Source organism: Promicromonospora sp. NPDC050262 (assembly GCF_040655935.1).
Taxonomy (GTDB): Bacteria; Actinomycetota; Actinomycetes; order Actinomycetales; family Cellulomonadaceae; genus Promicromonospora.
In genome coordinates this window covers 686,725-712,598 of record NZ_JBFAKX010000001.1, presented here as the reverse complement: position 1 = coordinate 712,598, position 25,874 = coordinate 686,725, and the positions used below count along the sequence as shown (strand labels likewise).

The window sequence follows — 25,874 nt, the reverse complement described above, 5'->3', positions numbered from 1 at the left end:
CCCGGGGCTGTTGTGGCTGGTGTGAGCGACATGAGGCGGGCGACCGTCGTGGTGATCGGGGCCGGCCAGGCCGGCCTCTCGGCGGCGTACCACCTGCAGCGCCGCGGCTTCGTGAGCGCCGTGGACCAGCCGGAGGCGGAGCGCACCTACGTGGTGCTGGACGCGAACCCCGCGCCCGGCGGCGCCTGGCAGCACCGGTGGGAGTCGCTGCGGATGGCCACCGTCAACGGGATCTTCGACCTGCCGGGGCTCGCCCAGCCCGCCGTCGACCAGGAGGAGGCCAGCCGCGTGGCCGTCCCGCGCTACTTCGCGGGCTTCGAGCAGGCCTTCGGCTTCCCGATCCTGCGCCCGGTCCAGGTGGTCGCGGTGCGGCGCGCCGACGACGACCCGGACGGCGACCTCGTGGTGACCGGCGACCGCGGCTCGTGGACCACCCGCGCCGTCATCAACGCCACCGGCACCTGGACCAACCCGGTGCTGCCGCGCTATCCCGGGCAGGACACGTTCCGCGGGCGACAGCTCCACACCCGCGACTACGTGCGGGCCGAGGACTTCGCCGGGCAGCGGGTCGCCGTCGTGGGCGGCGGCATCTCGGCGCTCCAGCTCCTGGAGGAGATCTCGCGCGTGGCGACCACCCGCTGGTACACCCGGCGTGAGCCGGTCTTCCACGACGAGTTCCGCAGCGAGACCCTCGGGCGCGAGACCATCGCCAAGGTCATGGCCGACGTCGCGGCGGGCCGGCCCACCGGCAGCGTCGTCTCCTACACCGGGCTCATCTGGACGCCGTACGCGCTCGCCGCCAAGGCCCGTGGCGCCCTGGAGCGGCGGCCCATGTTCACCGCGATCGAGCCGGACGGCGTGCGCGAGGCCGACGGGAGCCTGACGCCGCTCGACGCGATCCTCTGGGCCACCGGGTTCAAGGCCGACCTCGCCCACCTCGGCCCGCTGGGGCTGCGCAACGAGCTGGGCGGCATCGCCATGGCCGGCACGCAGGTCGCGTCCGAACCACGGGTGCACCTCATCGGGTTCGGGCCGTCGCAGTCGACGGTCGGCGCCAACCGGGCGGGCCGCGAGGCGGTCACGGCGGTGGTTCGGCGGCTCCCGGCCGGGCAACCAGCTCGATCAGCAGGATGAGCACCACGGCCCCGGCCGCGACGCCGACGATCAGCGCCGGCGTCGGGCTGGACGCGAGCAGGAGCACGAGGGCGGCGAGGGCGATGACGGCGGCGCGGGCGACGCCGCGGTAGCGCGCGAGCCAGACGCCCGTGGCGCCGGTGGACACGCCCCGGCCCTCGGCCCACCTGCGGGTGCGGCTCATCCCCGTGCCGATCCCGGACCGCAGGCCGCGCGCCGACGCGCTCGACCCGCCGAGGTAGGCCGCCAGCGCGACGACCAGGCCGAGCACCCCCACGGTGCGCAGCGTGACGCGCAGGAACGAGACGAGCTGGTCGAACACGACCTGCGCGGCGTCGAGCCGCATCACCTTCCCGCTGAGCGCGTCGAGATACAGCCCCCGCCCGATCGCGAGGCCGATCCCCAGGACCACCATCGCGGCGGCCAGCGCGAGGCCCGCGACGACCAGGGCGCGCAGGTGGTGCGTCGCGGCGGCGACGCCGGCGCCCAGCAGGATCAGGACGATCCACGGGAGCCATGTGCCGAGCGCGACGACCTGGGCGTACCGGTTCCGGATCTCGGTGAGCTGGCTGCTCTCCATGACGGTGAACGACGCGTTGATCGTGGGCAGGTTCCCCGCCAGCGTGAGGCCCCGGTCGACCAGGCGCTGCTTGAGCATGTCGATCAACCCGCTGAGCTGGATGGTGAGCTGGCCGTTCTGACCCACCTGGGCGACGTCGCCCCCGGAGCCCTGCATGACCTGCACGAGCTGCTCGTGCGCCACCCGGTTGGCCTGGTCCCAGGCGGACTCGAACCGGTCGCTCTCGACCAGCCGGTCCGCGGCGTTGCGGACGAAGGACTCCACCCCGCTGGTCAGCGGGCCCTCCAGCGCGGTGATCGCCCGCGCGGCCCGCGGGGCGACGCCCCGCTCGTCCAGCCCCTGCTGGACGTCGCCGAGCAGGGCTCCGACGTCGATCCGGTCCATGACGGCCGTGGTCAGCCGGCCGGCCACCGCCGACTGCACGACCGGGTCCTGGGCCAGGGGCGCGACCGTCGCGACATAGCGGTCGGTGTCGGTGAGGGTGCGCTCCGCCCAGGCGGCGACCACGCCCACCGGGGCCAGCAGGGCACCCAGCAGGATCAGCACGACGGCGGTCGCGCTCCTGGCTCGGTTGCGGCGCGGGCCCGGCGGCGCGGCGGGGGCCGCACCGGCGTGTGGCGCCGCGTCCAGCCGCCGCCGGAGCTCGGCGTTCTCGCGCTCCAGGGCGGCCAGACGGGCGGTCACGTCGGGCGGTTCGGCACCTTCTGCCGTGGCCTCGTTCACGGGTCAGACCAATGCCTTGGCCTTCAGCCGCTCGAACTCCGCCGGCGAGATGGTGCCGGCGTCGAGGAGCGCCTTGGCGCTCGTGATCTGCTCGGACGGCGAGGGCCCGGAGGCGACCTCGCGGATGTAGCTCTCGGTCGCCTGCTGTGCCTGCGCCATCCCGGCGGCGTGCCGTTCGGCCATCCCGCGGCCGCGGGCGATGAGGTACACGAGCGCGGTGAGGACCGGGAGGAAGATCAGGAAGATGATCCACAGGGCCTTCCACCAGCCCGAGAGCTCGCGGTCACGGAAGAGGTCCGCGACGATCTGGAACAGCACCATGAGGTACGCCACGAAGAAGAAGCTGTAGACCATCAGCCAGAAGAAATCCCAGAAATCCATGACTCGCCCCGTTCTCGACGGCAATCCGATGGGTTCGGAGCGCACCGGTGGTTTGCCCGATCCGCAGTTTCAAAGTAACCGCGAGGGGTGGGTTCCGCCCGCGCTGAGCGGGGGGTTTTGGTCGCGAGGGAACGAAAGTCGGGTTCTGCCGGAGAAATCACCTGATTCGGGTGAACCTTTCGCCCGGTGTTCCCGTCGTACGGGTGACCGCCCGTGTGCGGTCGCGTTCATGACTCCGACCTTCTCGAAGGAGAACACCATGATCCGTGCCTCGAAGTGTCTCGCCGCCGCCGCCCTTGCGGTGGGCGGGCTGCTGGCCGTCGCCGTCCCGACGTCGGCCTCCGCCGCCGACGGGGACCTCACGTTCTGGTCCGGCGCCTTCACCGGGCAGACCGTGACCTACCAGGACGCCGGCACCGGCTGCACGACCCTGCCGTTCGTCGTCCACGCCGAGCTCAACGAGACCGCCACGGGCATCCGGGTCTACGAGAGCACCGACTGCACCGGCCGGGCGCTCACCTTCCCGGCCACCGACGTGCACAGCTTCATCGGGTTCGACGGGCGCAGCTTCGAGCCGGTCGGCTGAGGCGTGCGAGAATAGGGGCAGAGCCCACAGAGGTTCCCGGACGAGGGTTGCCGTACCCGGTGTGCGACAAGACGGCATCTGAGGAGCACACCATGTCCTGGATCGTCCTTGTCGTCTCCGGCCTTCTCGAGGCCGTCTGGGCCACCGCGCTGAGCCGTTCGGAGGGCTTCAGCAACGTCGTCCCGAGCATCGTCTTCGGCGTGGCCCTCGTGGCCAGCATGGGCGGGCTCGCGTACGCCCTGCGGGACCTGCCCGTGGGTACCGCCTACGCCGTCTGGGTGGGTATCGGCGCCGCGACCACCGTCGTCTGGGCCATGGTCACCGGCGCCGAGCCGGTCTCCGTGGTCCGCGTGCTGCTGATCGCGGGCCTGATCGGCTGCGTGATCGGGCTCAAGCTGACCCACTGAGCACGGGAGCGGCGGCCCCGTCCGGGGCCGCCGCTCGTCGACAAGGGTCAGGACGCCGCGACGCAGCGGTAGGCGGCGCCGTCGGCCGGGTCGCCCTCGTAGCGGGTCACCAGCGGGTAGCGGCAGACCTCACGCGTGACGGTCCGGCCGTCACGCTCGGTGACGACGGCGGGCAGCGTCGCTGGGGCCTTCCCCTTCTCGACCCAGTCCACAAGGGTCACCAGCGGGTCCGTGCCGATGCCGCAGTGGTTCACGCCCGGGGGCAGGAACAGCCGGTAGAAGCTGTCGACCCGGGCGTTGCCGCCCATGGCCCGGTTGACGCGCTCGCGGTAGTCGACGGTGCCCTGGGTGGGCACGAGCTGGTCGGCCTGGCCGTGCCAGCTCAGCAGCTTGCCGCCGGAGCGGGCGAACGCGGACAGGTCCGGGTCGTCGCTGCCGATCACGGAGTGGAAGTCGCGCTGCGACGTCGCGAAGAGCTGTTCGAACTGCCGGTAGGTCAGGTGGGCGGTGTCGAGCTGCGGGTCCTGCGCGACGAAGTACTTGACCCACTGGTCGGCCACCACGAACGGCTGGCCGGGCGTGGCGAGCCAGTTGAACGCGGCGCCCTTGTTCGGCCCGTACCACAGCGGGTGACCGGACCGGCTGACCGGACCCTGCCAGATCTTGCGGACGGCGTCCGCGAGGTCCGAGCTGATGGTGTACGTAGCACCGTCGCAGTCCACCTGGGTGCCGACCAGCGCCCGCGGGTCCCACGTGCAGTCCTGCGGGTCGTCGATGATGCCGTCCCGCACGCCGTCGACCGTGTCGCAGGCCTCGACGGCCGCGGTGTTGAACGCCTCGATCTCGCACGGTGCGGGGGCGACGTCCTCCTCGTCGAACACGACCTGCGGCCACAGCGTGGCCACGGCGAACCGGTCCCAGCTCACCGCGGGAGCGCCGGCCAGGATGCCCTGGAAGTCCTTCGGGTACTCCTGCGCCGCCACGTACCCCTGGCGGCCGCCCGTGGAGCAGCCGTTCCAGTAGGAGTAGGTGGCCTTGCTCCCATAGAACTCCTTGGTCACGGACTTGCCGACCACCGCGAGGTCGTGCACCGACCGGGACGCGAAGTTCTCCAGGAGAGGCCCGTTCACCCGCCCGTCCGACGTCAGCGCCCAGCCGCTGACGTCGGCCGGGGACTGGCCGATACCCGCGTCGGTGGCCGCCGCGGCGTAGCCGTTCTTCACGGCCGCCACCAGGGTGGCGCCCAGGTCGCCGGCCAGGTACGCGCTCCCGCCGGTGGCTTGGAAGCGGCCCGACCAGTCGGCCCGGTCCTGCGGCAACGACACCTTGACGGTCTCGTGGTCGCCGGCCCGGCCGTGCGTGAGGGTCACCGTGATGTCGCACCGGGCGGGCACGTCGGGGATCGGGGCGGGCGTCTGGAGCGGCGGCGTCGCCTCGGGGAAGGTGACGGTCCCGGCGGGGAAGGCCTGGGCGGTCACGGACTCGACCTGGGCACCGCGCGGCGCGGAGACGGGTACGGGGGCGCACGACGACGCGGGGTGGGCGTCCTCGGCAGGGCTGCTCGCCGGTGCCGCGAGCGGGAGGAGCCCCGCCGCAGACACCGACAGCGCCGCCGTGACCAGCATGACTAGCTTGTTCATGGTGCACAGCCTGGCCGGGCGGCAGCCGGGGCCGCCCCAGGGAGACACCCTGGTGCGCCCCCGGGTGCCGGTCCCGCCCGGTGTAACCTCCGCGGGGAGGTGCGTGTGCGGAGCGAGACGGTGCTGCGTGGCCGGCGGCGTGAGACGGACGCGCTCGACGAGCTGCTGCGTGAGGTCCGGGCCGGGCACAGCCGGGTCCTGGTGCTGCGGGGCGAGGCGGGGATCGGCAAGACGGCGCTGCTGGACCACCTGTCCACGCGGGCGGGGAGTGCCCGGGTGGTTCGCACGGTCGGCGTGGAGCCGGAGTCCGAGATCGCCTACTCGGCGCTGCAGCAGCTCTGCGCCCCGCTCCTGGACCACCTCGACCGGCTGCCCGCACCGCAGCGGGACACCCTTGCCACGGCCTTCGGCCTGAGCCCCGGCCGCCCGCCCGAGGCGCTCCTGGTCGGCCTCGCGGTGCTCGGGCTGTTCGCCGAGGCCGCGGCCGAGCAGCCGCTGGTCTGCCTGGTGGACGACGTCCAGTGGGTCGACCGGATGTCGGAGGTGATCCTGACCTTCGTGGCCCGTCGCCTGCAGGCCGAGTCGGTCGCCCTGGTGCTCGCCGTGCGCAGCCCCGGCGACGAGCAGGTGCTCCCGGGCCTGCCCGAGCTCCGGGTCGTCGGCCTCCCGGACGCCGACGCCGCCGCGCTGCTCGACTCGGCGCTGCCGGGGCCGGTCGACGACCACGTCCGGGCGCGGATCCTCGCCGAGACGCGCGGCAACCCGCTCGCGCTCCTGGAGCTGCCCCGCGGGCTGACGCCGGCGGAGCTCGCGTTCGGGTTCGGCGCCCCGAGCCCGACGCCCGTCACCGACCAGGTCGAGGACGGGTTCCAGCGGCGCGTCGCCGACCTCCCGGCGGACACCCGGACGCTCCTGCTCACCGCCGCCGTCGAACCCGTGGGCGACGTGCCGCTGCTCTGGCGGGCGCTCGACCGGCTCGGCGTCGCCCCGGACGCCGCCGCGGCGGCCGAGGCGGCGGGGCTGGTCCGGATCGGCGCCCGCGTGCGGTTCCACCACCCCCTGGTGCGCTCCGCCTGCTGGCGCTCGGCCACGCCGGCCGAGCTGCGCGCGGCGCACCGGGCGCTCGCCGACGTGACCGACCCGGGCCAGGACCCCGACCGCCGCGCCTGGCACCGGGCGCACGCCGCGCTCGGGCCGGACGACGAGGTGGCCGGCGAGCTGGAGCGCACCGCCGACCGGGCGCTCGCGCGCGGCGGGCGGTCCGCCGCGGCGGCGTTCCTGGAGCGCGCCGCCGAGCTGACCCAGGACCCGAAGCTGCGGGCCGAGCGTGTCCTGGCCGCCGCGCGCGCACGGTTCGCCTCCGGCGCCCTCGACGGGATACCCGGCCTGCTGTCGGCCGCGGAGCTGGGCCCGCTCGAACCGCTGCAGAGGGCCGGGGCGGAGCGGCTGCGGGCCCAGGTCGCGTTCGCGCTCGACCGCGGCCGGGGCGCCGTCGGACCGCTCCTCGAGGCCGCGCGGCGGCTGGACCAGCTCGACCCGGCGGCGGCCCGCGAGGCATACCTCTGGGCGCTCGGCGCCGCCGTGCACGCGGGCCGGCTCGGCGACGACGACCTGCGGCGCGCGGCCGAGGCCGCGCGCGCAGTGCCGTCCGGACCGGAGGTGACCGGTCTGTTCCTCACCGGGCTCGCCGTGCGGTACACCGCCGGGTACGGCCCCGCCGTGCCGCACCTGCGCGGCGCGCTCGCCGCGCCGGCCGACGACGACGCGGCGCTGCTGTGGCTGTCCGCCCCGGTGGCGCACGAGCTGTGGGACGACGCCGCCTGGTTCCGGCTCACCGAGCAGGCCCTCGCCTCCGCGCGCTCGGCCGGGGCCCGAACGGTGCTGCCCACGGCCCTGACCTTCCGTGCCGGCGCCCTGGTGGCGGAGGGCCGGTTCGGCGAGGCGTCCGACCTGCTGCGCGAGGCCGAGTCCTTCGCGAACCTGCCCCCGCACCCGTCCGCCGCGCTCACCCTCGCCGCGCACCGGGGCGTCGAGGAGCCCGCGATGCGCCTGGTCGACGCCACCGTCCGCGAGGCCGAGGCGCGCGGCGAGGGCCGCTGGCTCGGCCTGGCGGGCTACGCCGAGGCCGTGCTGCACAACGGGCTCGGCCGGTACCCGGCCGCCCTGGAGGCCGCACGCCGCGCCGTGGCGTACGACGACCTCGCCCTGACGGGCTGGAGCCTCGGCGAGCTGGTCGAGGCCGCGGCGCGCGCCGGGGAGGCCGGGGCAGCCGCCGAGGCGCGTGAGCGTCTCGTGGAGCGCGCCGCCGCCGCGGGAACGTCGTGGGCGCTGGGCGCGCAGGCGCTCGCGGACGCGCTGGCGGGTCCGCCGGCCGCGGCCGAGGACCGGTACCGCGAGGCGATCGACCTCCTGGGCGGTACGCGGCTGACCCTGCTGACGGCCCGGGCCCGCCTGGTCTACGGCGAGTGGTTGCGCCGGGAGAACCGGCGCGCCGCGGCGCGGGAGCACCTGCGCGCCGCGCACGAGGTGTTCGCCGCGGCGGGCGCCGAGGGTTTCGCGGGGCGGGCGAGCCGGGAGCTCGCGGCCACGGGGGAGACGGTCCGCAGGCGCAGCGCCGGGCCGGCGGACGGGCTCACGGCACAGGAGGCGCAGATCGCGCGCCTCGCGGTGACGGGCCGGACCAACCCGGAGATCGGCGCGGAGCTGTTCCTCAGCCCGCGCACCGTGGAGTGGCACCTGCGCAAGGTGTTCGGCAAGCTCGGGATCGGTTCGCGGCGCGAGCTGGCGGCGGCGCTGCGGGAGCGCTGAACGGCGCCGCCCGGTAGGACGAGCTTTTCGCATCCCCGCGCCGAGTGCAGGCGGCTGAGCGAGAATCGTTGGGGTGATCGGCCATGACACCTGGTCGCCGACCCGCTTTGCGCGCAACGGCGACGTCCAGCTCGCGTACGACCGCTTCGGACGGGGCGAGGGCACCCCTCTGCTGCTCCTGATGGGGCTGGCCATGTCGCGGTTCTGGTGGCCCGACGGTCTGTGCCGCGCGCTGGCCGACGAGGGCTTCGACGTGGTCCGGTTCGACCAGCGTGACACCGGGGACTCCACCCGGTTCGGCGTGAGCGAGCGGCGTGTCTCGTGGGCGGCCCTGTTCGGCGGGGGCTCGGTGCCCTATACGGCCGAGGACGTCGTGGACGACGCCGCCGCGGTGCTCGACGCCGTCGGCTGGGGCCGCGCGGTGGCGCTGGGGCACTCCCAGGGCGGCGTCGTGGCGCAGCGGTTCGCGCTGCGCCACCCGGAGCGGACGCTCGGACTCGTCTCGTGCGACGCCCCGCCGAGCGACGCCGCCGGAATCGCGGCGCTGCGGCACCTGCGGTACGGGCTGATCGCACGGCAGGTCTTGGCGCGGCACCCGCGGACCCGGGAGGGCGACATCGCGTCCGCGCTCGCCGTCGCCAGGGCCATGGCGTCGCCGGCCTACCCCGTCGACGAGGAGGCGGCCCGCGCCCGGATCGTGCGCGGCCTCGACTGCGGCCCGCGCGACATGCGGGCCATGGGCCGGCAGCTCCGCGCGACCTGGCACGGGCCCCGGCTGAGCGAGGTGCGCACCCCGACGCTCGTCGTGCACGGCGCGGACGACCCCCTGGTGCGGACGACGGCGGCCCGTGCCACGGCTCGCGCGATCCCCGGCGCCAGGCTCATGGTGCTCGACGACGTCGGGCACGACCTGCCGCCCGTCGTCTGGCCCACGCTGGCGCGGCAGGTCCGGGGGCTGGTCCCCGTCTAGCGCCGCTCCGGCATCGGGATCCAGGTGTGCCAGGGCGTGACCCGGTCCACGTGGACGACGGCGTCGAAGGCCCGGCGGGCGTCCACGAGCTGCAGCTCGGTCCCGTTGTGCGTGCCGCGCGTCGCGTCGAGGGCGCGCGCGGCGCCGCCGTCGGCCGTGCGCAGGTCCACGTAGTACGAGCCCAGCCCGGGCGCGGCGAGCGCCGCGTCGAGGCTCCGCGGGTCCAGCGCACCGAGGTCCTGGGTGAACGGTGTGGAGTGGCCGGGGGCGTCGTCCGGCCCCGGCTGGTGCAGCCAGGCGGTGCCGCCGCCGAACGTGGTGCCCAGCACCACCAGGTCGTCGCCGAGCCGGTCGGCGAGCTCGCGGCCCATCGTCGTCATCGGCTCCGGCACGAACGGCGGCGCGTGGAACGGTGTGCGCTGCACGTGGCCGTTCGCCGCCGCGACCACCACGCGCGGCTCGCGCTCCAGCACCCACCGCACCGTGTCGGCCATGGTCACGTCCCGGACGTTGCCCGGCGGGTAGGTGCGCGTCGCGCCCGCGGGCATCGCCGCGAGGAACGCGTCCGTCTGCCGCGCGACCCGCGCCGCGTGCTCCGCGAACGCCACCTCCCGCGGGTCGGCCCCGGCCTCCAGGTAGTCGATCCGGCGGGCCCGCACCCGCTCGGCCAGCTCACCGACCAGCGCCGTCAGGGCCGCTCGCTCCGCAGCCGGCAGCGCGATGTACGCGTGCAGCGCGGGCGCCGCCTGGGCGATCCCGGTCCGGTCGGCCGGGAGGTAGTCGAACAACGGCAGCAGTTCCGTGCGCACGTGCGCCGCGAAGCCCGGGTCGACGTCGTCCAGGAAACCCGCCACCGCCTCGACCGCCGGCCGGGCGCTCGCGGCCGAGTCCGGCACGTCCGCGCCGTGGAACCGCACGCCACCGTCGGTGCGCAGCCAGGTCAGCAGGTCGAGCATCTCCTGGCACCGGCCCATGCTGTAGGTGACGCCGCCCTCCAGCACCTCGCGGACCGGGAGCGCGCTGCGGCCCGCGACCCAGTCGTCCACGAGCCGGCCCTCCGGGAAGCCGGACTCCATCACGTACGCCGTGAACCCGTGCCGCGCCAGGAACCGCAGGATCCGGTGCCGCACCAGGTACATCTCGTGGATGCGGTGCATCGACTCGCCGATCGCCACCACCCGCGCGTCGCCGACGATCTCCAGCAGCGGCAGCAGGTCGGCGTCGTCGTCGGCATCCGGGTCCAGGGTGGCCAGGCGGCGCGCGTTCGCGCGCAGCCAGGCGGTCAGGTCGTCGCTCACCCCCGGAACGTAGCGCCCGCCCGACGCCGCACGGCGGGCTGTGCGCTCAGGGCGCAACCCGGCCCGCGCGCCGTCGTCGCGACGCGCGGTCCCTGGTGCCCGAGGGTCAGCCGCGCGCGCGGGGGTCCCGGCCGAGCAGGTGACGCAGCACCGGCTCCAGCGTGGGGTGCCGGAACCGGTGGCCGAGCGCGAGCAGGGCCTCCGGCGAGACCCGCTGGCTGGCCTGCGCGAGCTCGTCCGCGCCTTCCTGGCCCAGCAGCAGCCGCGGCCCGAGGTCGGGCACCGGCAGGAGGGCCGGACGGCGCAGCACCGTGGCCAGCGTCGCGGTGTAGGCGGCGTTGCGCACGGGCGTGGGCGCGACGGCGTTGACCGGGCCGGACAGGCGCTCGTCGTACAGCGCGCGGTGGTAGACGTCCACCAGGTCGTCGATGCCGATCCAGGACTGCCACATCCGCCCGTCGCCCAGCCGGCCGCCCAGGCCCGCGGCGAACAGGGGGTAGAACAGCCGCAGGGTGCCGCCGCGCGGTGACTGCACCAGCCCGGTGCGCACGGTGACCACGCGCAGGCCCGCCTCGGCGGCGACCGCGGTCGCCCGCTCCCAGTCGCGGACGACGTCCGCGAGGAACCCGTCCCCGGGCGCGCTCGTCTCGGTCAGCACCTCGTCGCCCCGGTCCGGGCCGTAGTACCCGATCGCCGACGCGCTGACGAACACCCGCGGCCCGTCGGCGGTGCGCCCGGCGAGCGCGGCGAGCGCCGTCGTCGGCCCGGTGCGGGTGCCGCGCACCGCGGCGCGGTGCGCGTCGGTGAACCGGCCCGCGATCGACGCCCCGGCGAGGTGGATCACGGCGTCGACGCCCCGCAGCAGGTCGTCGGCGGGGGACCGCGGGTCCCAGCGCCGTTCGTCGGGGCCGTGCGGCGCGCCCCGCACGAGCCGGATCACGCGGTGGCCCGCCGTGGTCAGGAACGGCACCAGGGCGCTGCCGACCAGTCCCCGGCTGCCGGTGACCGCGACGACCTTGGGCCAGTCGCCGGCGTTGCGGGCGGTAGCCTGCGCCGCGAGGTCCAGACCGAGCTGGCGGTGCCGGTAGGTGAACATCGGCCGCAGCAGGGCCTCGGGCACGCGGGTGGCGACGGTGTCGGTGACCCGGGTGCCGCCGCCCTCCTCGTGGAACTCGTGGGTGTGCCGCCACGGCACCACCCAGCGCAGCGGCGCGGAGACCAGCTCGTCCACGAACCGCTCCGGCGGCTCGTAGCCGGTGTGCCGGGCCACCCACCGCAGGCCCAGCGGCAGCCGCAGCACGGCCGCCCCGCCCGCGAGCGTGGACGCCTCGCGGACCACGCGCAGGGGCGTCCAGGGTGGGGTGAGCCGCAGGACCGCGCCGGGCCGTTCGTGCCAGGCGAACACCTCGGGGCGCGGGTGCCCCACGACGCTCGAGTACGTCAGACCCATGGTTCCTCCCTACAGGTAGCCGGCCGCCGTCGCGATCAGGAGGATCGTCACCGCCGCGCCCGCGGCGTAGTTGACCCACAGGAAGTGCCGCCAGCCGCCGTTCGCGCGCGCGGAGTCCTCGTCGCTCACGGTGGCGTACGGCGCCGCGAGCACGAGGTAGGGGACGGCGAGCAGGCCCAGGAGTGCGGTGGGCCACCCGGTCGTGACCATCAGCAGGCCCGCGACGACCCACGCGCCCAGCGCGAGCCGCACGGTGGTGGCCGCGCCGAACGCCGTCGCGATCGAGGAGATGCGGCCCTCGCGGTCGGGCACGACGTCCTGCACCGCGCCGAAGGCGTGGCTGGCCATGCCCCACAGCAGGAACGCGCCGAGCACCGCGAACGTCTGCGGCGTCGGGTCCGCCTGGGCCAGTGCCAGCCCGTAGACCGCCGGGCTCACGAAGTGCACGCTGGACGTCAGGGAGTCCAGCACGGGCACCTCCTTGAACCGGAACGGCGGCGCGGAGTAGGCGACCAGCGCGAACAGGCTGACCGCGAGGACCGCCCACGACGCCGGCGGGCCCAGCAGCACCAGGGCGGCGACGAACGGCACGCAGGTCGCCACGGACGCGACGAGGACCGGGCGGTGCCGGCGCGGCGACAGCAGAGCGCCCTCGACGCCGCCCTTGCGGGGGTTGGTCAGGTCGGACGCGTAGTCGAACACGTCGTTGATCCCGTACAGCGCCAGGTTGTAGGGCACGAGGAAGAACAGCGTGCCCACGACGAGCGCGACGTCGACCGTCCCCGTGGTCAGCAGGTACGCGGCGGCGAACGGGTAGGCCGTGTTGATCCAGCTCAGGGGGCGCGACGCGCGCACCAGGTCAGCGAGCACGACGACTCCCGAACAGGGTCCAGAGGGCGGGCAGCAGGATCACGCCCGCCAGCGGGTAGGCGAAGTCCTCGACCGGCGCGAGCCCGATCCGGAGCCCCGAGATGTGCGCGTCGGCGTACGTGAACAACCCGCTCGCGATCATCAGGTTGTCGAAGGCGGCGGTGAGCACGAGCAGGGCGACGGCGGCCAGGACGGCCGGGCGCCAGCCGATCGGGCGGGTCCCGGGCGGCCCGGCGCGGCGGGCCGCGATCCGGTGCGCGACGGCGGCGACCACCGCCGCGACCACGAGGAAGAGCGCCGCGAGCAGCAGGTAGGTCATCGCGGCACGTCCTCTCGGACGGCGGTCCGGCCCAGCAGCCGCTGCGCGCCCAGGACCAGGACCATCGTGAGCTCGCAGAGGAACGCCAGGAAGACGATCTCCTCGACCGGCAGCTCGGGGGCGAGCATGAGCCCGGTCATGTACGGGCCGGCGCCGTGCAGGAACACGCCGAGCCCGATGCCCGCCAGGTCCCAGGCCAGGAAGAACGCGGTGCCCGCGACCAGCACGGCCGCCGCGCGGCCCGGGGCGTCCCAGACGAAGAGCCGGAACCGCCGGTCCACCACGAGCACGCCCGCCGCCGAGACCAGCAGCGCGGCGAGGTAGACGAAGCTCATGACTCCTCCCGCACCGGCCCGGCGCTGGTGTCGCCCCGCAGCCGCTTGAGCACCAGCTCCGCGCTGATGAGGCACATGGGCAGGCCGATCCCGGGGATCGTCGTCGCCCCCGCGTACAGCAGGCCCGAGACGCGGGACGACGCGTTGGACCCGCGGAACATCGCGCTCTGCCGCAGGGTGTGGCCCGGGCCGAGGGCGCCGCCGCGCCAGGCGCCGAGGTCCCGCTCGAAGTCTGCGGGCCCGATCGTGCGCCGCACGACCACGCGTTCGGCGAGGTCCGGGGTGTCGGTCCACTTGGCGATCTGCGCGATCGCGTCGTCGACGACGCCCTCCACGCCGGGGTCCCCGGCGCCGTCGACCCCGCCCGCGCCGATCGACGTGTCGGCCGGCACGGGGACGAGCACGAACAGGTTCTCGTGCCCGGGCGGTGCGACGTCGTCCGTGGCGCTCGGCTTGCAGACGTAGAGCGACGTCGGCGTCCGCACGGACGGGTTCGGGCCGTAGATGGCGTCGAACCCCTCCTGCCAGTCGCGGGCGAACAGCAGCGAGTGGTGGGCCAGCCGGGGGAGCTCGCCGCGCACGCCCAGCAGCGCCAGCACGGCCCCGGGCCCCGGGTCGCGGCGCGTCCACCACCGGTCGCTCCGGCTGCGGTGCCGCGGCCCGAGCAGCTCGTGCTCGGTGACGCGCAGGTCCGCGGTCGAGACCACGACGTCGGCGGCCAGGTGGCGGGTACGGCCGTCCGGGCCGGTGACGTCGACGCCGCTCGCGGCGCCGTCGGCCACCGTGATGCGGCGCACCCGCTGGCCGGTCAGGAGCCGGGCGCCCTGGCGCTCGGCGAGGCGGGCGACCGCGTTGATCACCGCGCCGAACCCGCCACGCGGGTACAGCACGCCCTGGGTCACGTCGAGGTGGCTCATCAGGTGGTACATGCTCGGCGCGGCGCTGGGCGACGTGCCCAGGAAGACCGCGGGGTAGCCGAGGATCCGGCGTACCCGCTCGTCCGTGGTGTGGCGCGCGATGAAGTGGTCCAGCGACTCGCCGAGCAGGCGCAGCAGCCGCGGGGCGCGCCGCACGACGTCCGGCGCGAGCAGCGGCGCGGGCGAGGCGAACGTGGCGTAGAGGAACCGCTCGGTGGCGATCCGGTAGGTCTCGGCGGCCGAGTCCAGGTACGCGCGCAGCCGCGGGGCCGACGCCGGGTCGAGCGCGAGCAGGGCCTCGCGTGCGCCGTCGGCGGGCAGGTCGAAGGGCTCGGCGTCGTCCTCGAAGAACACCCGGTAGGACGGGTCGAGGCGGATCAGGTCCAGCTCGTCGGCGGCGCTCGTGCCCAGGAGGCGGAAGAAGTGCTCGAAGACCTCGGGCATGAGGTACCAGGACGGGCCGGTGTCGAAGACGAAACCGTCGCGGTGCCAGCGCCCCGCGCGCCCGCCCAGCTCGTACCGGGCCTCCAGCAGGGTGACCGACGCGCCCTCCCGGGCCAGCAGGGCAGCCGTCGCCAGGCCCGAGATGCCGCCGCCGATCACGACCACGCGCCGTCCGGGCTGCCCGACGCTCATGCCGCCCATCGCCGGCCCGCCTGGGCGCCCGCGAGCGTGGCGACGACGATGCGCATCTTGACGGTGGTGGGCACCGAGACCCGCCGGACGTGCATCTGCGCCGCCGGCGTGCTGCGCAGCCGGTCGTTGAGCTCGGAGAACAGGCCCGCCGCCAGCGCCGTCGCCCGCCGGGGCCCGGCCGGCAGCAGCGGGAGCACGGCGCGTGCGGCGGCCAGGTCCGCGTCGACGTCGGCCACGACGGCGGCCTTGCGGTCCTCGTCGAGCTGCTCGGGGCGGGCGCCCGGGAAGTAGGTGCGGCCCAGCCGCTCCTGGTCGTCGCCGAGGTCGCGCAGGAAGTTGATCTTCTGGAACGCCGCGCCGAGCCGGCGGGCGCCCTCCTCCAGCCGGGCGCGGACGCCCAGCGGTACGGGATGGCCGTCCAGGAACGCCCGCAGGCACATGAGGCCCACCACCTCGGCGGAGCCATGCACGTAGGTGCGGTACTCGTCGTCGTCCAGCGCGACCACCGGGTCGAGGTCGCGGCGCATGGACGCGAAGAACGGGCGTACCAGTGTCTCGTCGATGCCGACGGAGCGCGCCGTCGTGCCGAAGGCGTGCACCACCATGTTGGTGCTGAACCCGCGGTCGAGCGTCAGGTAGGTCTCCTCCTCGAGCGCGTCCAGGGCCGCGCGGCGCTCGTCGTGCGCGAGCCCGGCCTCCTGCGCCGGCCCGTCGACGATCTCGTCGGCCACGCGCACCAGCGCGTAGATGTCCTCGATCATGCCGCGCGTGCTCGGCGGCAGCAGTCGCGTGGCCAGGCTGAACGACGTCGAGTAGGCGCCGATCACCTGGGCCGCGGCCGCGTGGGCGGTGTGCGAGTACAGGGCCAGCGAGGACGACGGGATCACGACTCACGCTCCGCGAGCCGCACGGCGAGCCCGGTCAGCTCCCGCCTCAGCACGGTGGGCAGCTCCGACCGCTCGACCATCGCGACGGCGGCCCGCCGCTTGGCGTCGACGAGGTCCAGCACCGCCGCGCGGGCGCCGCTGGCGACCAGGGCGGCGCGGAGCAGGTCGGCGTCGGCCTCGTCGAGCTCGGGGCGGCCCCACAGGTGCCGCACCGCCGTCCACTCCGGGTGTCCCTCCGCGCAGGCGACCAGCAGGGTGCGCTTGCCCTCGCGCAGGTCGCCGGTCGTGCTCTTGCCGGTACGGTGCGGGTCGCCGAACACGCCGAGCAGGTCGTCGCGCACCTGGTAGAGCATGCCGAGGGCGATGCCGACCTGCTCCAGCTCGGCCGAGGCCTGCGGGCCGGCGCCGGCCAGTGCGCCGCCGGCCCGCAGGGGTCCGGCGAAGGAGTAGCTGCCGGTCTTGTTGGCCATCATCCGCAGCACGCGGTCGGGGGTGGCCGGGGCGGTGCCCAGCCCGAACGCGACGTCGTCGTGCTCGCCGGCCGCGGCGCGGAACAGGCTCTCGGCGATGATGTCGGTCAGCTCGGCGCGACCCTCGGACCGGATCCGGCCGATCAGGGCGTACGCCGAGCTGAGCAGCAGGTCGCCGCCGAGGATGCCCGAGGCGGTGCCCCAGGCGGCCGCGGCGTGCGGGGACAGCCCGTCCTGGCTCGCGTCTCCCGCGAACTCGGCCGCCAGGTTGGGGCGCCCGCGCCGGGTGAGGTCGCGGTCGAGCACGTCGTCGTGCAGCAGCAGCGCCGTGTGCACCAGCTCGAACGCGGCGGCGGCCACGACGGCGTCCTGCGGGTGCGGGCCGCCGAACGCGGCGTGCGCGTCCAGCAGGAGCCGGGGGCGCAGGCGCTTGCCGCCCTCGCTCGACCGCGCCAGCCGGCGCCACAGCAGCGCGTAGTGCTCCGCGAGGGGAGTGGCGCGCCGGACGCGGTCGGCGAAGAAGTCGGCGAGCACCACGTCCACGGAGTCGTGGGTCAGCATCTCGGTCATGGCCACGACACGTCTCTGGCGGACCGTGTGGCCAGGGCGGCGTACAGCGGCATCTCGTCGGCCTGCTCCACGAACCAGGGCGAGAACGCCCACGGCGTGGCGCGCAGGGCCTGGCCGAGGGCTCCGCCGTCGGCCCACCTGGCCTCCATGGCCTCGTACGGGTTGACCAGCGGTTCGTCCTCGGTGACCGCGACGTAGACCGGGCACACCTCGTTCTCCACGATCCCGCTGGCGTCGACGGCGCGGTACCGGAAGTGCGGCAGCTCCAGGCGGAGCTCGCGCAGGCTCAGGCCGAGCTCGTCCTGCGCGCGGCGCAGGACCGCCTCCTCGCTCGGCTCGCCCGGCTCGGGATGTCCGCAGAAGGAGTTGGTCCACACCCCCGGCCAGGTCTGCTTGTGCAGGGAGCGCCGCGTGACCAGCACCTCGCCCGCCGGGTTGAGCACGTGGCACGAGAACGCCAGGTGGAGCGGCGTGTGCTCGGAGTGCACGGCACTCTTGAGCTCTGACCCGACGGGAGTCCCGTCGTCGTCGAGCAGGACCACTCTCTCGGTCGTCACAGTGAACCCTCTCGTGATTTTGCTAGCCTGGCTATATTCAAGCACAGGAAGCAGTTTTTCTCACTGTTGATCCTGGGCCAGTTCACAGGGGTCCTGGGTGAGTTCGGAGCGGTTCCGAGACCGGACGGGGTTCCGGTGCGCCACAATCGTCCGGTGACCGGCGACCGCTTCCTGCGCATCCACGATCCGGAGCTCGAAGCCAGGGGCGAACGCGTCCTGGGACCTGAGTTCAGAGCCATGCACGAGCGGGTCATGGAGGTCACGGCGCTCACCTCGCGCCTGAACATGCTCCCGTTCGACGACGAGGCGGGCAAGGCTGCCCTGTTCGAGCGGATCCTGGGCCGCCCGCTCCCGGACCGGGTCACCGTCTACCCGCCCTTCTACACGGACCACGGCCTCCGCCTCGACCTGGCCGAGCGGGTGTTCGTCAACCAGGGCTGCACGTTCCTGGACTACGCCGGGATCCGGCTGGGCGCGGGCACGATGGTCGCGCCCCAGGTCACCTTCATCACGATGGGGCACCCCGTGGACCCCGAGGAGCGGCGGGCCTGGCTGACCGGCGCGCCCATCGACGTGGCCGAGAACGTGTGGATCGGCGCCGGCGCGACGATCCTGCCCGGCGTCAGCATCGGACGCGACGCCGTCGTCGCGGCGGGGGCCGTGGTGGCCGACGACGTGCCGGCGGCGAGCCTGGTGAGCGGGCCGAAGGGGACGGTGCGGAGGCGGTGGTAGTGCCCTCGCCTCTGCTCCTGGTCCCGTCCGACCCGCTCGCGCCCCGAGTCCCTGATGAGCACTTCGCGCAGGAGGCCGAGGCCGCACGGCACGTCGGCATGACGGTGGCGGTGGTGGACCACGACGCGATCGTCGCGGGCGATCTCCGGGTGGCATTGCGCCGGGTCGGGGAGTCCGACGTCGCGCGAACCGCCTGCGGGACTGACCTCGGGTTGCCCGGGGCCCGACGTAGGGTGCCGCGATGGACATGACCCTGGTTCTCCGAGGCCCGGTCGACGACGCCGACCTCTCAGCGCTGCACGACCGCGCGTTCGCCAGCCCGTCGGATGCGGTGACGCCGTGGTCCGAGCGCCTGGCCCGCCACAGCCTGACCTGGGTCACGGCGACCGATCCGACCGGGAACCTGGTCGGGTTCGTCAACGTGATCGGCGACGGCGGGGCCCACGCGGTGCTGCTCGACACGGTCGTCGACCCCGAGCACCAGGGACGGGGCATCGGGCGAGCGCTGGTCGCGGCGGCCGCCGACGCCGCCCGCGACCACGGCTGTGAGTGGCTGCACGTCGACTTCGAGGAGGACCGGTCGCGGTTCTACCTCGACGCCTGCGGCTTCCGGACGACGGCGGCGGGGCTCATGCGGCTCGCATAGGCCCCTGGGACATCAGCGGTTCTCCTGGATCATCGTGTCCGAGGCGTGGATGCACATCATGCGCAGCGTCCCGGTCCCGGTGTTGGTGAAGCCGTGCCAGACGTCGGGCTGGACGACGGCGGTGTCGCCGGCCTGGGCGACGACCGTCTCGTCACCGATGGTGATCGTGGCCTCGCCCTCCCAGGACGGACACTTGGTTCACGCTTGCTGCTGGGCGCGAACGCCTTCACGGTTTGGGCTGGTCGCCCTGTTCGCCGACTGTGCGGTGCGGGGCCAGGTCCAGGCGCACCTCATGATGAGGGCGAGAACGATCAATTCCAGTACGACACCAAGGCCGTAGAAGTACAGCCAGAACCCACCCGCCACATTGAATACCGTGACGGGGACGTAGAGCGCGGCCACGACGAGATTCGCGATGCGGGTCGCGCGGGCGGGCAGCGTCATCGACAGCACGATCATGAAGATCGGGATGGCCATGAGGGTCAGCGCCGTGGTCGAAAAGGTCTGGGAGAGGTCGAACTCGAAGACCCGGCCGTCGAGGATGTCTTCGACGATGCCGGGCGTGAAGAAGCCGAGAATGTCCACGTAGGCGTACAGGAACATGAAGCTTGTCCACGCTGCGGCGAGCTTGGCTCTCACCGGGATCCGCTGGTCTTCCAGTGTGGTGGTGGGCTGCCGTGTGCTCATTGTGGGCTCCGTTGTCGTGGTGAGGATCGGTAGGTCCACGCTCGCTGAGCTCGGCGGCGTGCGCACCGGCCCGGAGGCCGGAGGTCACCTGGCCGATGGGATGGTCTCTCTCTCGTGCTTTCGGCCGGTACGCCGAGGCACGCTGATCCCTAGGCTGGAGCCGTGGTCACCTTCCGGCGCTCCATCTGGCATGAGCCGCGGCCTGCTGACGCCCCACCCATCGGTCGGCTCGACTGGCTGCTGGTGGGCGTGTTCGCGGCCGCCGCCCTGGTCGAGGGCATCGTTCGGCCGGGCTTGGCCTGGCGACCCCTTGTGACGGTGCTCGCCCTGGTGCTGGTGCCTGCCCTGCTCTGGCGGCGGGCTCGCCCCCTCATGGCCGCCCTGGTCGGGTGGGGCGTCGCCGGGCTGCTCTCGGTCCTGCAGCTGACTGCGCACGCCGAGGACCTCGGCCTCTACTCCATGATGGCCGTCCTGATCCTGCTCTACTCCCTCGTGCGGTGGGGTTCGGGACGGGAGATGGTCCTGGGGACGGCGTTCGTGACAGTCGTCGTCGCGCTGGGGACGTACGCCTCCTCCGCGGGCTGGGCCGACGTCTTCGGCGGGAGCGTCCTCTTGCTGCTGTTCGTCGCTCTCGCGGCGGTGTTCCGCTACCGCGCGGACCTCTGGCATCGCCAACGGCGCGAGATCCGCAATCAGGAGCGGGTGGCGCTGGCGCGCGAGCTGCACGACACCGTGGCCCACCACGTCTCGGCCATCGCGGTGCAGGCGCAGGCCGGTGGCGTGGTCGCCGGCATCCAGCCCGAGAAGGCTGCCGAGGTCCTGGCCGCGATCGAGTCCGAAGCGTCGCGAACCCTGGCGGAGATGAGATCCATGGTGCGGGTGCTGCGTGAGGAGGAAGCCGTCGCCTACTCACCGCAGCTGGGTGTCGCGGACCTGCCGGCTCTGGCGCGAGCCGATGCGACGCCCACCGTCGAGGTCTCGCTGAACGGTCCGTTCACCCGGCTGGCACGACCCGTGGACGCCGCGCTCTACCGGCTCGCGCAGGAGTCGCTGACCAACGCCGTACGGCACGCCCGGAGCGCGACCCGCGTCGAGATCGACGTACGGCGGGAGGGCGACGCCGTCAGGCTGCGTGTCAGCGACGATGGACAGACCGAGCCGGGGCCAGCCCCGGAGCCTGGGTTCGGCCTGCTGGGCATGGCCGAACGCGCCAAGCTCCTCGGCGGATCGCTCTCGGCGGGGCCGGGGCCCGAGGGTGGCTGGGTGGTCGAGGCTGTGCTGCCGGTGGAGGCGCCGGCATGAGCATCCGTGTTGTCGTAGCCGACGACCAGGACCTGGTCCGGACCGGGCTGGTGATGATTCTCGGCGCGCAACCCGACCTCGAGGTCGTGGGGGAGGCAGCCGACGGGCTCGCAGCGCTCGACCTGGCGACCCGGCTGCGTCCCGACGTCCTCCTCGTCGACATCCGGATGCCGGGGCTCGACGGCATCGAAGTGACGCGGCGCCTGGCCGGGTCAGACGTGGCGGACCCGATGGCGGTCATCGTGATCACCACCTTCGACCTCGATGAGTACGTCCTCGGCGCCTTACGCGCCGGCGCCCGCGGCTTTCTGCTCAAAGACGCCGGGCCGGAGCTCCTCGTGCAGGCCATCCACGCGGCGGCCAACGGGGACGCGCTCATCGCCCCCAACGTCACCCGCCGGTTGCTGGCGACCTTCGCCGACCAGGCACCGGTGGTACCGGTCCAGCCCATCGACCCGCTCACCGAGCGCGAGGAGGAGGTGCTCGCGCTGGTGGCGCGGGGCCGGACCAACGCCGAGATCGCCACCGTGCTCTTCGTCGGCCTGAGCACGGTCAAGACCCACGTCGCATCGCTGATGACCAAGCTCGGCGCCCGCAACCGCGTCGAGATCGCGATGTGGGCATACGACACCAGACGTGTGAGAGCCGACTAGTGAACGCGCAGCCCTTCTGATCAGGGCTGACTACGAAACGACGAGGCCCCGAATCCCCACGTCAAAGGGGGATTCAGAGCCTCGTTCCGGCTCCCGCGGTTGGACTTGAACCAACGACCGTCCGATTATGTCCAGCCGCAGGTCAAGGGCGGTTCCTACGGCCGGTACCTGCGCCTGGCTGACGGGCAGGTGGCGGCATGAGCGCCCGCCGGAGCCCCGTCGAGCGGGACGCACGCCAGTTCGCCGCGAACGCGCTGCGCGAGGCGCGGCGGCATGTCGCCCTGGTCGGCGGCGACGGATCGCCGGCGTTCGACGCGTTGACGCGCGCCGGCGACGAGCTGATGCGCATGACCGTGTGGGCCGTTCAGCGCGGGGACATGCCGCGCGCCCGGCGGTACGCCCGCAGCGTCGAGCTGCTCGAGCAGGCGCGTGGGCGGCTCACGGCCCGGCGCTGGCGGGACCACCAGGCGAAGATGGCCGCGCTCGGGCTCGAGGACGGCGCGCTCGCACGGATCACCCGCGGCGGGTCCGAGGGCGAAGAGGTCACCATCGAGGCGATCGAGAGCCACGCGTACATCCGCGTCCGCGACGCGCGGGGCAACACTCGCCGAGTGTCGTGGCGGCAGCTGGAAGTGGTCGAGCCGCCCATGCCGCACGATGACGAGCACGGCCGGCGCCTGCGGGCGGTGCCGGCGTGACCGCCTGGTTCGAGCGCGGCGACGACGTGCGCGTCGTCGCCGCGACGCTCGCCAACGGCGCGCCCCACCCGCACCACGGCAAGGCCGGCGTTGTGCTCGAGGTGCGCGACGCCGGCCTGTACCCGGTCCGGGTGCAGGTCGCGGGCCGTGCGGTCATGTTCGCGGCCGACGAGCTGGAGCGTGCCGGACGCGGCGAGCTGGAAGCGACGTCGGTCTAGTGCATGTCCGTGCATCAACCGTTTCGTCATCTGAAATCGGTTATCGGCGTGTCTGCGTCATTTTCATCCACCTGCACGGTATTGGGCGTGTGATCGAAATATGACCGAGGCATCTATCTGGCGGCCCGTGGTCCGGGACTATCTCGACAGTCTCCGGGCCGCGGGCCGTCGTCCGATGACAGTTCGACTGCACGCGCACTACCTGCGCCACCTGGAGAGGCACGCACGCGACCCGTTCAGCCTCAACATCCGCATCCTCGAGCGCGCCCTGACCTCGCGGCGCGAGTGGGAGGCGGAAACCATCCGGAGCGCCGCCAGCGTGTTCCGGGGCTTCACGCGCTGGATGCACGCCCGCGGGCTGATCGACCCGGACCCCGGACTGCTGCTGCCGGCGGTGCGGGTGCCGCCCGGCGTCGCCCGGCCCATCCCGGATCCGATCCTGGACGGGCTGCTCGCGGGGCACCCGCCGGGCCGGTCCCGGTGGCTGCTGCTGCTCGGCGGGCACTGCGGGCTGCGCGTGGGCGAGATGGCGCTGGTGAACAGCGCGCGGCTGGACGGCGACCTGCTGTTCGTCGTCGGGAAGGGGGGCAAGGAGAGGTGGGTGCCGGTGCTCGACGAGGACCTCCAGGCGGCGATCCGGCAGGCCGGCGGGTGGCTGTTCCCGGGCCGGCAGGACGGGCACCTGTCGCCCGGCTACGTGTCCAAGCTGCTGTCCGAGCTGCTGCCGGCGCACTGGACGGCGCACACCCTGCGCCACCGGGCCGGCACGGCCGCCTACCGGGGCACGCGCGACATCCTCGCCGTGGGCCGGCTGCTCGGGCACGCCAAGCCCGAGACGACCATGCGGTACATCCAGCTACCGATGGACTCCCTGTATGCCGTTGCCCGCTCGGCGGCCTGACGTAACCCGTGATCCCGGGCCGGCTATGCCGACCCGGGATCACCCGTATTTCGCCCCGGTATGCCCGCCGGTGGTGCGGTTCTGGCGCCTAGGATCCGAGCATGATCACTGACCAGGACGAGGCAGACGCGCGGTTCCTCCGGGTGCTGCTGTTCATAGGGATCGGTATCGCGGTCGTCGTGGGCCTGGTCCTGGGCGTGAGCTACTACCAGGAACAGCGTGCGAGCGACGAACGCGTGTGCGAGATGTTCAACGCGAGGCTCGGGACCGAGGGTGACTGCTAGGTCACGAGCTGGACGATGCTCAGGCTGAGCGCGCCGATCGCGACGATCGCGGAGGCGACCGCCGGCCACGGGACGCGGCGGGCGTGCAGCTCGGCGCGTAGCTCGTCGATGTCCTTGCCCTGGGCGGAGGCCGTGACGGCGTGCTCGGCGCGGGTGACGTAGATCTGCGCGAGCAGGTCGAACCGCGAGATGAGGGTGTTCTGCCCCTCGTCCAGGCGCTTGAGCGTGCGCCCGATCTCGCCCAGGGTCATGTCTTCCGTCACTCGGTCTTCTCGACGTTCGCGTCGGCCATGCCGAGCAGGGCGGCGGCGAGGATCGACCATGCCGCGATCTCCTCACTGTTCACGAGGCCGTAGACGCCGAGCACGGCGAGACCGGCGATGCCGGCGCGGTAGAGGTAGCGCCGGGACCGGGGGCTGGGCATCTTCATGGGTTCTCCTCGGGTCAGGACTTGAGGCGGGCCGCGGCGCCGTCGAGGACGGCCTTCGCGGTCGCGGCGGGCAGGGTCTTGAGCAGCTCGCCGAACGCATCGGCGAGCACGGGCGCGTCGATGTCGACGGTGACCGGCATCGTCTTCAGCGCGACGATCCGAGCCTCCGTGCGGGTCGCCTTCTCCCGCAGCTGGCGAACGATGGTCTCGATCTCGCCGACGTTCTTCTCGACGTCCTTGAGTCGGGCGGACTCGTCGGGGGTCATGTCGTCCTCCTGTGTTGTGGTGTCGGTCAGCGCCCAGGGGCGGGCGTCGAGGTCGTAGCCGGCTACGTCACGCACGGAGATGTGGATGTGGTGCCGGTGCGCGTTGGGACCCGTGTACGGCTTCCAGCCGTGCAGAACGTCGGGCACGTGCTTGCCGTAGGACCAAGCACCCTCGTAGATCACGTAGCGGGTGCGTGGGTCGGACAGCAGCGCCCGGGCGAGCGGCAGCGCCTCGCCGGCGTAGGACAGGCCCACGACCATGTCCTCGTCTAGGTCGAGCGCACGCACGATCCCGCCGGCGGACCAATCCGGGTTGTGGTCGGACGGCCGCGCGGCGTGCGAGGCGTCACCGATCCACCCGTCCGAGGTCCGGTCCCGGTGGGGGTAGCGTGCGTTGACCTGGTCGCGCAGCTGGGCGAGCGCGGGGGCGAGGAAGTAGCTCATCAGACGGGGTCTCCGTTGTAGGGCAGGCGGGCGGACACGTTCATCTCGTTGGTGCCGAAGTCGTGGGTGACGCGGTCGATGAACATCTCGGTGTCGCCGATCGCGGAGCGGGGGTGGACGCCGTAGTGGGACAGGGTGCGCCAGGTCAGGAAGTAGCCCAGGTTGCGACGGCGGTGCTCGACGAAGCTCGCGTACAGGTCCCGGCGGTCGGCCGGGTGGTCGCGAGAGACGGTCGTGGTGGTGTCCAGCGCCTTGGACAGTGCGGGCTTGGCCGTGGCGGTCGTGGGGAAGTAGGCGGTGCCGAACCGCTTGACCTCGACCTGGACGGACACGGCGGGCGATGACCCGGGAACCGCGATCGTGGTGTAGCTCGGGTCGCCGCCGGTGAACTGGACGGTGACGGCGTCGGCGAAGTCGCCGTTGCGGGACCATTCCTCGACGTAGGACAGGGCGTCCTCCGGGTTGGGGATGTTGACCGGAGCTACGTCGAACGCCTCGGCGGGCCGGATCTGCCAGCTGCCGAACGCGGTCGGCGACAGGGTGCGGCCGCTCATGCTGTTGCAGATCTCCGCGAGGTAGTCCCAGGCGGGGGTGCCCGCGGTCCAGACCCGCATGGTGTTGTCGATCTGCAGGCCGGCGGTGTCGACGCCGACGTTGAGCGTGGGGTTGCCGAGCACCATGCGGAGGATGTCGCGGCAGATCAGGCTGAGGTCGCGGTCCGCGGCGAACGCGGTCGAGCTGGTGTTGGCGCCCCAGTCCTGCACGAGCGCTTCGGCCGACGCGACGTCGATCGTGTAGGTGTCGGCCAGGTAGTCCTTGCGGACCTGCCGGGCGTGCAGGTTCCACTGCTCGGTCGCGTCTGGGTTGCCGACCACGGACGCGTCGATCCGGACAGGCAGCACGTCCAGGGTTGCCGCGCCGATGTCACCGATGCCCATCGGCACAGTGACCTGGCCCTGGTGGTACGGGACCCAGGACGCGTCGGTGGTGAGCGTGCCACCGCTGATCGGGGCGACCAGGTTCAGGCCGCCCGGGTCGATCGTCGCCGTGACGACGTGGGTCTCGACGGCCATCT

At 73.6% G+C, this 25,874-nt stretch carries 30 protein-coding genes, 1 pseudogene and 1 riboswitch; of the genes and pseudogenes, 13 read left to right on the top strand and 18 right to left on the bottom strand.

All coding sequences use genetic code 11. The annotated features are described in order from the left end of the window. The first annotated feature begins 30 nt into the window (after window positions 1–30). Window positions 31–1,134, top strand: a complete 1,104-nt coding sequence (locus AB0I29_RS03205; RefSeq protein WP_357477976.1) for an NAD(P)-binding domain-containing protein — start codon at window positions 31–33, stop codon at window positions 1,132–1,134. Here the strand turns inward: AB0I29_RS03205 and AB0I29_RS03200 are convergent. Continuing rightward, window positions 1,079–2,398, bottom strand: a complete 1,320-nt coding sequence (locus AB0I29_RS03200) for a hypothetical protein (RefSeq protein ID WP_357477972.1) — start codon at window positions 2,396–2,398, stop codon at window positions 1,079–1,081. The genes AB0I29_RS03205 and AB0I29_RS03200 overlap by 56 nt on opposite strands. A gap of 42 nt (window positions 2,399–2,440) precedes the next feature. Next, the gene (locus tag AB0I29_RS03195; RefSeq protein WP_285103848.1) at window positions 2,441–2,818 is read right to left on the bottom strand and encodes an SHOCT domain-containing protein; all 378 of its coding nucleotides are present in this window, start codon (window positions 2,816–2,818) and stop codon (window positions 2,441–2,443) included. Window positions 2,819–3,077: 259 nt separating this feature from the next. Between AB0I29_RS03195 and AB0I29_RS03190 the strand changes: the two genes are divergently transcribed. Beyond that, the gene (locus tag AB0I29_RS03190; protein WP_357477967.1) at window positions 3,078–3,404 is read left to right on the top strand and encodes a hypothetical protein; all 327 of its coding nucleotides are present in this window, start codon (window positions 3,078–3,080) and stop codon (window positions 3,402–3,404) included. 17 nt (window positions 3,405–3,421) lie between these two features. Then, window positions 3,422–3,485, top strand: a riboswitch (guanidine-III (ykkC-III) riboswitch). Between the two features lie 11 nt (window positions 3,486–3,496). Then, window positions 3,497–3,811, top strand: a complete 315-nt coding sequence (locus AB0I29_RS03185; RefSeq protein ID WP_357477963.1) for an SMR family transporter — start codon at window positions 3,497–3,499, stop codon at window positions 3,809–3,811. A gap of 47 nt (window positions 3,812–3,858) precedes the next feature. On the opposite strand, the gene AB0I29_RS03180 is transcribed toward AB0I29_RS03185, so the two are convergent. Then, window positions 3,859–5,451: a tannase/feruloyl esterase family alpha/beta hydrolase gene (locus AB0I29_RS03180; RefSeq protein ID WP_357477960.1), complete on the bottom strand. Its 1,593-nt coding sequence runs from the start codon at window positions 5,449–5,451 to the stop codon at window positions 3,859–3,861. A 105-nt stretch (window positions 5,452–5,556) separates the two neighbouring features. Between AB0I29_RS03180 and AB0I29_RS03175 the strand changes: the two genes are divergently transcribed. Together AB0I29_RS03175 and AB0I29_RS03170 are read left to right on the top strand one after the other, a co-directional pair. Beyond that, a complete protein-coding gene (locus AB0I29_RS03175) occupies window positions 5,557–8,259 on the top strand; it encodes a LuxR family transcriptional regulator (protein ID WP_357477957.1) in 2,703 nt (900 codons plus the stop codon). A 73-nt stretch (window positions 8,260–8,332) separates the two neighbouring features. Then, window positions 8,333–9,229, top strand: a complete 897-nt coding sequence (locus AB0I29_RS03170) for an alpha/beta hydrolase (RefSeq protein WP_357477954.1) — start codon at window positions 8,333–8,335, stop codon at window positions 9,227–9,229. On the opposite strand, the gene AB0I29_RS03165 is transcribed toward AB0I29_RS03170, so the two are convergent. The 9 genes from AB0I29_RS03165 to idi form a co-directional block, all read right to left on the bottom strand. Continuing rightward, window positions 9,226–10,527 carry an erythromycin esterase family protein gene (locus tag AB0I29_RS03165; RefSeq protein ID WP_357477951.1) on the bottom strand — a complete coding sequence of 434 codons (1,302 nt, stop codon included), beginning with the start codon at window positions 10,525–10,527 and terminating at the stop codon, window positions 9,226–9,228. The two genes, AB0I29_RS03170 and AB0I29_RS03165, sit on opposite strands and share 4 nt — an antisense overlap. A 106-nt stretch (window positions 10,528–10,633) precedes the next feature. Further along, the gene (locus tag AB0I29_RS03160) at window positions 10,634–11,977 is read right to left on the bottom strand and encodes a TIGR01777 family oxidoreductase (RefSeq protein WP_357477947.1); all 1,344 of its coding nucleotides are present in this window, start codon (window positions 11,975–11,977) and stop codon (window positions 10,634–10,636) included. Between the two features lie 9 nt (window positions 11,978–11,986). Further along, entirely contained in the window at window positions 11,987–12,847 is an 861-nt protein-coding gene (locus AB0I29_RS03155; protein ID WP_357477943.1) for a prenyltransferase, read from the bottom strand. After that, entirely contained in the window at window positions 12,837–13,166 is a 330-nt protein-coding gene (locus AB0I29_RS03150) for a lycopene cyclase domain-containing protein (protein ID WP_357477940.1), read from the bottom strand. The genes AB0I29_RS03155 and AB0I29_RS03150 overlap by 11 nt, the downstream gene beginning before the upstream one ends. After that, the gene (locus tag AB0I29_RS03145; protein ID WP_357477937.1) at window positions 13,163–13,501 is read right to left on the bottom strand and encodes a lycopene cyclase domain-containing protein; all 339 of its coding nucleotides are present in this window, start codon (window positions 13,499–13,501) and stop codon (window positions 13,163–13,165) included. The genes AB0I29_RS03150 and AB0I29_RS03145 overlap by 4 nt, the downstream gene beginning before the upstream one ends. Then, window positions 13,498–15,063, bottom strand: coding sequence for a phytoene desaturase family protein (crtI, locus tag AB0I29_RS03140; protein WP_357477934.1), 1,566 nt, complete (start codon window positions 15,061–15,063; stop codon window positions 13,498–13,500). Before crtI ends, AB0I29_RS03145 begins: the two co-directional genes overlap by 4 nt. Next, the gene (locus AB0I29_RS03135) at window positions 15,051–15,941 is read right to left on the bottom strand and encodes a squalene/phytoene synthase family protein (RefSeq protein WP_357477932.1); all 891 of its coding nucleotides are present in this window, start codon (window positions 15,939–15,941) and stop codon (window positions 15,051–15,053) included. Before AB0I29_RS03135 ends, crtI begins: the two co-directional genes overlap by 13 nt. Beyond that, window positions 15,938–16,981, bottom strand: coding sequence for a polyprenyl synthetase family protein (locus AB0I29_RS03130; RefSeq protein WP_357477929.1), 1,044 nt, complete (start codon window positions 16,979–16,981; stop codon window positions 15,938–15,940). The genes AB0I29_RS03135 and AB0I29_RS03130 overlap by 4 nt, the downstream gene beginning before the upstream one ends. Then, window positions 16,978–17,538 carry an isopentenyl-diphosphate Delta-isomerase gene (gene idi, locus AB0I29_RS03125; RefSeq protein ID WP_285103874.1) on the bottom strand — a complete coding sequence of 187 codons (561 nt, stop codon included), beginning with the start codon at window positions 17,536–17,538 and terminating at the stop codon, window positions 16,978–16,980. Before idi ends, AB0I29_RS03130 begins: the two co-directional genes overlap by 4 nt. A gap of 153 nt (window positions 17,539–17,691) precedes the next feature. Here idi and AB0I29_RS03120 point away from each other — a divergent pair, with 153 nt between their 5' ends. Together AB0I29_RS03120 and AB0I29_RS03115 are read left to right on the top strand one after the other, a co-directional pair. After that, window positions 17,692–18,270 carry a DapH/DapD/GlmU-related protein gene (locus tag AB0I29_RS03120; protein WP_357477926.1) on the top strand — a complete coding sequence of 193 codons (579 nt, stop codon included), beginning with the start codon at window positions 17,692–17,694 and terminating at the stop codon, window positions 18,268–18,270. Between the two features lie 241 nt (window positions 18,271–18,511). Beyond that, window positions 18,512–18,916, top strand: a complete 405-nt coding sequence (locus AB0I29_RS03115) for a GNAT family N-acetyltransferase (RefSeq protein WP_357477923.1) — start codon at window positions 18,512–18,514, stop codon at window positions 18,914–18,916. A gap of 12 nt (window positions 18,917–18,928) precedes the next feature. On the opposite strand, the pseudogene AB0I29_RS03110 reads toward AB0I29_RS03115, so the two are convergent. Both AB0I29_RS03110 and AB0I29_RS03105 read right to left on the bottom strand, forming a co-directional pair. Then, window positions 18,929–19,087: pseudogene (locus AB0I29_RS03110) on the bottom strand (cupin domain-containing protein); the annotation flags it as partial. 27 nt (window positions 19,088–19,114) lie between these two features. Then, complete coding sequence (locus tag AB0I29_RS03105) at window positions 19,115–19,603, bottom strand: DUF6326 family protein (RefSeq protein WP_357477920.1); 489 nt, start codon at window positions 19,601–19,603, stop codon at window positions 19,115–19,117. 162 nt (window positions 19,604–19,765) lie between these two features. Between AB0I29_RS03105 and AB0I29_RS03100 the strand changes: the two genes are divergently transcribed. From AB0I29_RS03100 to AB0I29_RS03075, 6 genes are all read left to right on the top strand, one after another. Further along, window positions 19,766–20,905, top strand: coding sequence for a sensor histidine kinase (locus AB0I29_RS03100; protein WP_357477918.1), 1,140 nt, complete (start codon window positions 19,766–19,768; stop codon window positions 20,903–20,905). Beyond that, a complete protein-coding gene (locus AB0I29_RS03095; protein WP_357477915.1) occupies window positions 20,902–21,558 on the top strand; it encodes a response regulator transcription factor in 657 nt (218 codons plus the stop codon). The genes AB0I29_RS03100 and AB0I29_RS03095 overlap by 4 nt, the downstream gene beginning before the upstream one ends. Before the next feature lie 197 nt (window positions 21,559–21,755). After that, on the top strand, window positions 21,756–22,256 hold the full coding sequence (locus AB0I29_RS03090; protein ID WP_357477912.1) for a hypothetical protein: 501 nt from the start codon (window positions 21,756–21,758) through the stop codon (window positions 22,254–22,256). Beyond that, the gene (locus AB0I29_RS03085) at window positions 22,253–22,474 is read left to right on the top strand and encodes a hypothetical protein (protein WP_357477909.1); all 222 of its coding nucleotides are present in this window, start codon (window positions 22,253–22,255) and stop codon (window positions 22,472–22,474) included. Before AB0I29_RS03090 ends, AB0I29_RS03085 begins: the two co-directional genes overlap by 4 nt. Before the next feature lie 100 nt (window positions 22,475–22,574). Beyond that, a complete protein-coding gene (locus AB0I29_RS03080; RefSeq protein ID WP_357477906.1) occupies window positions 22,575–23,375 on the top strand; it encodes a tyrosine-type recombinase/integrase in 801 nt (266 codons plus the stop codon). Between the two features lie 101 nt (window positions 23,376–23,476). Further along, window positions 23,477–23,659, top strand: a complete 183-nt coding sequence (locus AB0I29_RS03075; protein WP_357477903.1) for a hypothetical protein — start codon at window positions 23,477–23,479, stop codon at window positions 23,657–23,659. On the opposite strand, the gene AB0I29_RS03070 is transcribed toward AB0I29_RS03075, so the two are convergent. From AB0I29_RS03070 to AB0I29_RS03055, 4 genes are read right to left on the bottom strand one after another with little or no spacing between them, the layout of a single operon-like run. Beyond that, the gene (locus AB0I29_RS03070) at window positions 23,656–23,922 is read right to left on the bottom strand and encodes a hypothetical protein (protein WP_357477900.1); all 267 of its coding nucleotides are present in this window, start codon (window positions 23,920–23,922) and stop codon (window positions 23,656–23,658) included. The genes AB0I29_RS03075 and AB0I29_RS03070 overlap by 4 nt on opposite strands. Continuing rightward, the gene (locus tag AB0I29_RS03065; protein WP_357477897.1) at window positions 23,919–24,089 is read right to left on the bottom strand and encodes a hypothetical protein; all 171 of its coding nucleotides are present in this window, start codon (window positions 24,087–24,089) and stop codon (window positions 23,919–23,921) included. The genes AB0I29_RS03070 and AB0I29_RS03065 overlap by 4 nt, the downstream gene beginning before the upstream one ends. A gap of 14 nt (window positions 24,090–24,103) precedes the next feature. After that, window positions 24,104–24,799: a hypothetical protein gene (locus AB0I29_RS03060; RefSeq protein ID WP_357477894.1), complete on the bottom strand. Its 696-nt coding sequence runs from the start codon at window positions 24,797–24,799 to the stop codon at window positions 24,104–24,106. Beyond that, window positions 24,799–25,872, bottom strand: a complete 1,074-nt coding sequence (locus AB0I29_RS03055; protein ID WP_357477891.1) for a hypothetical protein — start codon at window positions 25,870–25,872, stop codon at window positions 24,799–24,801. Before AB0I29_RS03055 ends, AB0I29_RS03060 begins: the two co-directional genes overlap by 1 nt. Window positions 25,873–25,874: the final 2 nt, after the last annotated feature.

Coding starts and splice junctions, on each gene's coding strand:
- AB0I29_RS03095 (WP_357477915.1), top strand. CDS start 20,902: ATGAGCATCCGTGTTGTCGTAGCCGACGACCAGGACCTGGTCCGGACC.
- AB0I29_RS03190 (WP_357477967.1), top strand. CDS start 3,078: ATGATCCGTGCCTCGAAGTGTCTCGCCGCCGCCGCCCTTGCGGTGGGC.
- AB0I29_RS03075 (WP_357477903.1), top strand. CDS start 23,477: ATGATCACTGACCAGGACGAGGCAGACGCGCGGTTCCTCCGGGTGCTG.
- AB0I29_RS03060 (WP_357477894.1), bottom strand. CDS start 24,799: ATGAGCTACTTCCTCGCCCCCGCGCTCGCCCAGCTGCGCGACCAGGTC.
- AB0I29_RS03145 (WP_357477937.1), bottom strand. CDS start 13,501: ATGAGCTTCGTCTACCTCGCCGCGCTGCTGGTCTCGGCGGCGGGCGTG.
- AB0I29_RS03055 (WP_357477891.1), bottom strand. CDS start 25,872: ATGGCCGTCGAGACCCACGTCGTCACGGCGACGATCGACCCGGGCGGC.
- AB0I29_RS03105 (WP_357477920.1), bottom strand. CDS start 19,603: ATGAGCACACGGCAGCCCACCACCACACTGGAAGACCAGCGGATCCCG.
- AB0I29_RS03160 (WP_357477947.1), bottom strand. CDS start 11,977: ATGGGTCTGACGTACTCGAGCGTCGTGGGGCACCCGCGCCCCGAGGTG.
- AB0I29_RS03195 (WP_285103848.1), bottom strand. CDS start 2,818: ATGGATTTCTGGGATTTCTTCTGGCTGATGGTCTACAGCTTCTTCTTC.
- AB0I29_RS03080 (WP_357477906.1), top strand. CDS start 22,575: ATGACCGAGGCATCTATCTGGCGGCCCGTGGTCCGGGACTATCTCGAC.
- crtI (WP_357477934.1), bottom strand. CDS start 15,063: ATGGGCGGCATGAGCGTCGGGCAGCCCGGACGGCGCGTGGTCGTGATC.
- AB0I29_RS03205 (WP_357477976.1), top strand. CDS start 31: ATGAGGCGGGCGACCGTCGTGGTGATCGGGGCCGGCCAGGCCGGCCTC.
- AB0I29_RS03185 (WP_357477963.1), top strand. CDS start 3,497: ATGTCCTGGATCGTCCTTGTCGTCTCCGGCCTTCTCGAGGCCGTCTGG.
- AB0I29_RS03065 (WP_357477897.1), bottom strand. CDS start 24,089: ATGAAGATGCCCAGCCCCCGGTCCCGGCGCTACCTCTACCGCGCCGGC.
- AB0I29_RS03180 (WP_357477960.1), bottom strand. CDS start 5,451: ATGAACAAGCTAGTCATGCTGGTCACGGCGGCGCTGTCGGTGTCTGCG.
- AB0I29_RS03130 (WP_357477929.1), bottom strand. CDS start 16,981: ATGACCGAGATGCTGACCCACGACTCCGTGGACGTGGTGCTCGCCGAC.
- AB0I29_RS03150 (WP_357477940.1), bottom strand. CDS start 13,166: ATGACCTACCTGCTGCTCGCGGCGCTCTTCCTCGTGGTCGCGGCGGTG.
- AB0I29_RS03115 (WP_357477923.1), top strand. CDS start 18,512: ATGGACATGACCCTGGTTCTCCGAGGCCCGGTCGACGACGCCGACCTC.
- AB0I29_RS03090 (WP_357477912.1), top strand. CDS start 21,756: ATGAGCGCCCGCCGGAGCCCCGTCGAGCGGGACGCACGCCAGTTCGCC.